This window comes from Mycobacterium sp., from assembly GCF_032161845.1.
In the GTDB taxonomy this organism is placed as follows: domain Bacteria; phylum Actinomycetota; class Actinomycetes; order Mycobacteriales; family Mycobacteriaceae; genus Mycobacterium.
In genome coordinates, this window is record NZ_JAVRQA010000391.1 from 1 (window position 1) to 5,246 (window position 5,246).

A 5,246-nucleotide genomic window follows, 5' to 3' on the forward strand; every position below is an offset into this window, starting at 1 on the left:
GAGCCCGGCCCCGGTCACCGGCGTAATCGTAGGCTCGAGCCAGCCGATACCAGCGCCGCCAATCCTTGGGGTCCAGATCCAGCTCGGCCTTCACCGCGTGGAACATCGCGTCGGCCGCGTCGCGCTCGATCCGCCCCGATGGCCTGCGCGGCATCGTGCTCACGTCGAGTTCCATGCCCTGTTCGACAGCCTTGCGCGCGAGCCTCTGGTGGGCGAAGCCCGCTCGCAGCGTGGCGATCATCGCCCACAGCCCAATGATCGGAAGCAGGAACACGGCGACGCCCAGTCCGATCGCCGCAGGCTTGCCAGAGGTCACCAGAACGAGGGCAGCGCGACCGAGCAGCACGAAGTAGACGACGAGCGCGGCGCACATGAAGCCGATCACCAGCTGGATGCGCAGGGCCCTCACGAGCGCGGCGAGACTGCAGAAGATGACGGAAATCGGCCGAAATCCGTCAGAGGGTGCAGTCTCGGCGCGGTCACCTCACAACTCCATCAGCGGCTCGATCCCGATCGTCAGGCCGGGATGCTCGTGCACGTGCCGCACGCCGAGCAGAACTCCTGGCACGAACGATGTCCGGTCCAGGCTGTCGTGACGGATGGTGAGCGTCTCCCCCTGCGTGCCGAACAGGATCTCCTGGTGCGCGACGAGGCCCGCGAGCCGGATGGAGTGCACCGGGATGCCGTCGACGCTCGCGCCGCGGGCGCCTTCGAGACCCGTGCTGGTCGCGTCGGGGTTGGGCGGCAGATCCTTTCGCGCCTCGGCGATCAAGCGGGCGGTGCGCGCGGCGGTACCCGAGGGTGCGTCGGCCTTGAACGGGTGGTGCAGCTCGATGACCTCGACCGATTCGAAGAAGCGCGCAGCCTGCTTGGCGAACTGCATCGACAGAACGGCGCCGATCGCGAAGTTCGGCGCGATGAGCACGGCGACGTCGGACGTGTCGGCGAGCCAGTTTCGAACCTGGTCGATCCGCTCGTCGGTGAACCCCGTCGTGCCGACGACCGCGTGGATGCCGTTGTCGATCAAAAACTTCAGGTTGTCCATCACGACGTCGGGATGGGTGAAGTCGACGACGACCTGAGTCTGGCTGTCGGGGAAGGCGCCGAGCGGATCGTCTGCGTCGACACCTGCCGTGAACGTCAGGTCGGCGGCGCTCTCGACGGCGTCGACGATCGTCGCGCCGACCTTGCCCTTGGCACCCAACACTCCGACACGCATGGTCTGGACTTTACTGCCAGCCGACCGCCGCGCGGCAGCGCCGCTAGCAGATGCGTGGAAGCTGTTCGCCGAGTTCCCTTTCGATTACCCGAGTGGTGCCGAACGACGTCGTCCCCACCGCCATGCCCGGGTGCTCGGCCACGACCTTGCCGATGACCACGGCATCCGAGCCCTCCGGGCGGGCGCGCATCGCGGCGAGGACGGCCGCGGTGTCCGACGGGTCGACGAACGCGACCAACTTGCCCTCATTGGCGACCTGTAGCGGATCCAGCCCCAGGAAGCTGCACGCCGACGCGACGCCCTCGGGCACCGGGATCGCGCGCTCGTCGAGTTGGATCCCGACCTCTGCGCCGCGGGCGAGTTCCACGACTGCCGCGACGAGTCCACCGCGCGTCGGGTCGCGCAGTGTGTGCACTCCCCCGGCCGTGCCAGCCGCGAGCATGGCGGCGACCAAGCGATGCAAGGGTGCACTGTCGGTGGTGATCTGGGTGCCGAAGTCGATTCCCTCGCGGACGCTCATGATCGCGACGCCGTGCTCGCCGATCTTGCCCGAGACGATGATGTCGTCGCCGACGCGTGCTCGCTCCGGGCCGACCGAGACCCCGGGCGGGACGATCCCCACGCCTGCGGTGTTGATGAACAGCTGGTCGGCGCTGCCCATCCCGACGACCTTGGTGTCGCCGGTGACGATCCCGACACCCGCGTTGTCGGCCGCCTTGCCCATGCACTGCGCAATCCGGCCGAGCACCTCGAGTTCGAGGCCCTCCTCCAAGATGAAACCCGCGGTCAGCGCCAGTGGTTGAGCACCGCTCATGGCGAGGTCGTTGATGGTGCCGTTCACCGCGAGGTCACCGATGTTCCCTCCGGGAAAGAACAACGGCTGCACCACGTACGAATCCGTCGACAGCGCGATCTGGCCTGCCGCCACCGTCAGGAGCGCCGAATCACGAGCGGGCCCGCCGGCGGATCCGAACGCAGGCAGGAAGAGGTTCTCGATCAACTCCTCCGACAACACGCCACCTCCGCCGTGACCCATGACGATGCGCTTGGTCTCGCGCAACGGCATCGGGCAGACCCACGCCTCGGGATCGATCGTGACCGGCCGCTCGTCAGGCATGTGCCACCGCTAGGTCCAGCCGGCGGAATTGGTAGTACGCGGCGCAGGCCCCCTCGCTCGACACCATCGTCGCCCCCAACGGGGTGCGCGGCGTGCACGTCTTGCCGAAAGCGGGGCACTCGTTGGGTTTGATCAGACCTTGCAGCACCTCCCCGCTGTGGCATTCGGTCGACTCCTCCACCTGCATGTGACCGACGCCGAACTTCTTCTCGGCATCGAAGTCCGCATACTTCGGCGACAGTGTCCACCCCGACTTCGGGATCATCCCGATCCCGCGCCAGGGCCGATCGGTGACGACGAACACGTCGCGCAGCGTCTGTTGCGCGACGACGTTGCCCGCCTCGCTCACCGCTCTGGGATAGGCGTTGCGCATCTCGACCTTGCCGTCTTCGAGCAGGTCGACGAGTTGCCGAACGCCTTCCAGCAGGTCGAGCGGCTCGAAGCCGGATACCACGATCGGCACGCCGAACTTCTCGACCAGTGGGCCGTACTCCGCGGTCCCCATCACCGAGCACACGTGGCCCGCACCGAGGAAGCCCTGCACCCGGTTCGTCGGCGAGGACAGGATCGCCGTCATCGCGGGTGGCACCAATACGTGCGACACGAGCAGGTAGAAGTTCTTGAGACCCAGTCGTTGGGCGTGCACCACCGACATCGCGTTGGCTGGCGCGGTGGTCTCGAAGCCGACACCGAAGAACACCACGTCCTTGTCCGGATTGTCGGCGGCGATCGCGGTGGCGTCCAACGGCGAGTAGACAATCCGGACATCACCGCCGCGCGCACGCACGCTGAACAGATCCTGCTTGCTGCCGGGAACCCGCAGCATGTCTCCGAACGAGCAGAAGATGACGTTGTCACGCGCCGCGATCTCCAGTGCCCTGTCGATCATCTCGAGCGGCGTGACGCATACCGGGCAGCCGGGCCCGTGGATGAACTCGACGGCGTCGCCGAGCAACTGGTCTATGCCGTTGCGGATGATCGAATGTGTCTGTCCACCACAGACTTCCATGATCGTCCAGGTGCGGGTGGCTCGTCGCTTGATCTGGTCGACCAGCGTCTTCGCGGCGACGGGATCGCGGAATTCGTCCAGGTACTTCATGCTGACTCCTCGTCTCGTGAGCGCCCGGGAGAAGGTTGGAGAACGGAGAGCTCCTCCTCCAGGACGCCCAGATCTGCGAACATCTTCAGGGTGTTGTTGGCCGACTCCTCGTCGAGCCTGTTGATGGCGAAACCGGCATGGACGATGGTGTACTCACCGATCTCCATGTCGGGCAGGTAGGCCAGGCAGACCTTCTTGGTCGTACCGCCGAAGTCGACGGTGGACATCCGGGTGCCCGACTCGTCCCAGATGTCGATTACCTTGCCGGGGATTCCAAGGCACATGGGCCACTTCTCTCTGTCGAAGGTTGGGCGCAGGCAGCGATCACGGCCTGGCCGAGTGCGATGCCGCCGTCGTTGCAGGGCAGGATCCGGTGGGTGAGGACGTCGAATCCCTTCGCCGACAATGCCTTCCGAATCGAGTCGAGCAGGATGCGGTTGACGAAGACGCCGCCGGTCAGGCCGACGGTGCCGATTCCCGCAGTGCCGGCGTAGCTGGTGACGGCGTCGACGGTGGCTCGCGCCACCGCGTCGTGGAACGCGGCGGCCAGATCGGCGATGTCTGCGCCGGAACGCAGTCCGTCGACCAGTCCCGCCATCACCGGCGCCGGGTCCATCAGTCCGGCGTCGATGCGGAAGTCAATCTCGACTCCGCGCGCCGTGCCGCCGCGGGCCAGGTGCTCGAGTTCGACGGCGGCCTGGCCTTCGTAGGTCACCCGTTGACACACCCCGAGAAGGCTGGCGACAGCGTCGAAGAGCCTGCCCATGCTGCTGGTCGTGACACAACGCACGCCGCGGGGAATCTGTTGCGCCAGAATGCTGATGCCCGCTGGGCCGACGTCGGCGACGGGGGCCAGATCCGCGTCCCATTCGATGCCCGCGCGGTGCAGCAGGTCGAGCGCGATGCGCGCAGGTCGCAGCGCCGCCTCGTCGCCGCCGGGCAGCGCGAAGGGCGTGAGGTGTCCGACCCTGGTGAAGGTGGCGGGGTCTGCGATCGCGAGAAACTCTCCGCCCCAGATGGTTCCGTCTATGCCGTAGCCGGTGCCGTCGTATGCCACCGCGAGAATGGGTTCGCCCATGCGCTGATGTTCGGCGATCAGCGAAACCGCGTGCGCATGGTGATGCTGTACGGCCAGCGCGTCGAGCGCCTGCCTGGCCGCCCACCGGGTGGTCGCGTAGCCCGGGTGCAGATCGTGTGCGATAAGCGTCGGTCTGCGGTCGGTCATGACGGCCAGATGCCGGTACGCGTCGGCGAAGCAGTTCTGCGTCCGCGGATCCGCCATGTCGCCCAGATGCGACGACATGTGTGCGCGCCCGTCGTTCCCCATCAGGCAGAACGTCGTCTTCAGATCGCCGCCGGTCGCGAGGATCACACCCGCGTGCTCCGACACCGAAACCGCAACGGGCAGAGGGGCGTAACCGCGGGACCGTCGGATGGGGAGTTGCTGGCCGGCGCCGTCGATGGCGACCACCGAGTCCTCGCACGGCACGTGGATGGGCCGATCGTGCGACAACACGGCGTCGGCAAGGCCGTCGATCCAGCTCAGGTCGTCGTCGCGGAACACGATCGGCGATCCGCCACGGTTCGCCGACGTCATCACCAGTGCCGTGACGCCGAGCCGGTCGAAGAGCATGTGGTGGACGGGCGAATACGCGAGCATGACGCCGATATCGCGCAGGCCCGGAGCGACCTGCGAGGCCAATACGCCCGATCGCGCCGGAAGCAGGACGATCGGCGCGGACGGCGAGGTCAGCGCAACCTCCGCACCGCGAGACACCTCGGCGATGCGGCGCGCGCCAGCGATGTCGGCG

6 protein-coding genes are annotated in these 5,246 nt (G+C 67.2%); all 6 read right to left on the reverse strand.

Translation table 11 applies throughout. From position 1 onward, the window contains the following. Positions 1-373, reverse strand: a 373-nt coding sequence (locus QOD90_RS21045) for a hypothetical protein (protein WP_526352772.1), incomplete at its 3' end; no start/stop codon positions are given. 111 nt (positions 374-484) lie between these two features. Beyond that, on the reverse strand, positions 485-1,219 hold the full coding sequence (gene dapB, locus QOD90_RS21050; protein WP_526352767.1) for a 4-hydroxy-tetrahydrodipicolinate reductase: 735 nt from the start codon (positions 1,217-1,219) through the stop codon (positions 485-487). 43 nt (positions 1,220-1,262) lie between these two features. Then, positions 1,263-2,336 (reverse strand): hydrogenase expression/formation protein HypE, encoded by a 1,074-nt coding sequence (gene hypE / locus QOD90_RS21055; RefSeq protein ID WP_526352768.1) that lies wholly within the window; start codon positions 2,334-2,336, stop codon positions 1,263-1,265. Next, the gene (gene hypD, locus QOD90_RS21060) at positions 2,329-3,435 is read right to left on the reverse strand and encodes a hydrogenase formation protein HypD (RefSeq protein WP_526352769.1); all 1,107 of its coding nucleotides are present in this window, start codon (positions 3,433-3,435) and stop codon (positions 2,329-2,331) included. Before hypD ends, hypE begins: the two co-directional genes overlap by 8 nt. Continuing rightward, positions 3,432-3,719, reverse strand: coding sequence for a HypC/HybG/HupF family hydrogenase formation chaperone (locus tag QOD90_RS21065; RefSeq protein WP_526352770.1), 288 nt, complete (start codon positions 3,717-3,719; stop codon positions 3,432-3,434). Before QOD90_RS21065 ends, hypD begins: the two co-directional genes overlap by 4 nt. Continuing rightward, positions 3,692-5,246 (reverse strand): Kae1-like domain-containing protein (locus tag QOD90_RS21070; protein ID WP_526352771.1); only part of this gene is annotated, 1,555 nt, incomplete at its 5' end. The genes QOD90_RS21065 and QOD90_RS21070, both read right to left, overlap by 28 nt.

Excerpts from the sequence above, each read along its gene's own strand:
- dapB (WP_526352767.1), bottom strand. The coding sequence starts at position 1,219 with ATGCGTGTCGGAGTGTTGGGTGCCAAGGGCAAGGTCGGCGCGACGATC.
- hypD (WP_526352769.1), bottom strand. The coding sequence starts at position 3,435 with ATGAAGTACCTGGACGAATTCCGCGATCCCGTCGCCGCGAAGACGCTG.
- hypE (WP_526352768.1), bottom strand. The coding sequence starts at position 2,336 with ATGCCTGACGAGCGGCCGGTCACGATCGATCCCGAGGCGTGGGTCTGC.
- QOD90_RS21065 (WP_526352770.1), bottom strand. The coding sequence starts at position 3,719 with ATGTGCCTTGGAATCCCCGGCAAGGTAATCGACATCTGGGACGAGTCG.